Source organism: Alcanivorax sp. HI0044 (assembly GCF_001634945.1).
The window spans coordinates 1-744 of the sequence record NZ_LWEZ01000219.1; the positions used below are offsets into that span (position 1 = coordinate 1).

Here is a 744-nt window from a genome sequence, read left to right on the forward strand (position 1 = left end):
GGAATCCAGTGTCACATTCACTTCCGGCTGACCGTTTTGCTGATCAAAACCCATCTTGGCATCGATCACCTGATCACCGGTGGCGATGCTGGATTTATTCAACGCGACGATACGGCCCTCTTGTCCCTTGAACGGGAAGAATTCCAGGCCGGGAGGCGCCATGCCGGAACGCAGGCGGGCAGAAGACACACTGTTGTCTACCAGGCGGAATTCCAGGGTCGCGGTGCGGCCCAGAATCCGGCGGGCAGTGGCCGCATCCTGAATCCCCGGCAGCTGCACCACGATGCGGTCTGCACCCTGGCGCTGCACGACGGCTTCCGCCACACCCAGTTCATTGACCCGCTTGTTCAGCGCGGTACGGTTCTGGTCCACGGCGTAATCCTGCATTTCCTTCAGGGCCGTTTCGTTCAGCGTCATGACAATTTTCGGGCTATCACCGGCCGGCTGCATGGCCAGCTTGTCCAGCGCCTGACGCAGCGGAGCACGGGCGGCGTCCGCAGCCACCTGGTCGGCAAAGGTGGCGGTCAGGGTAGTGCCATCCACAGACACCGCGCGATAACGCACCCCCGCATCACGCAGGGTCAGCTTGGCGGTACCTTCCCAGGCTTCCATGCGGCTCTTCACCACCGAATCCATATCCACCTGTAGCAGGAAGTGCACCCCGCCACGCAAATCCAGGCCCAGGTTCATGGGGCTGGCGCCGATCTCACGCAGCCACTGAGGCGTGGTGGCCGCCAGGTTCAA

At 62.4% G+C, this 744-nt stretch carries 1 pseudogene; it reads right to left on the reverse strand.

Annotation, left to right across the window (positions count from 1 at the left end):
• A pseudogene (gene secD, locus A3730_RS02610) lies at positions 1-744 on the reverse strand (protein translocase subunit SecD); the annotation flags it as partial.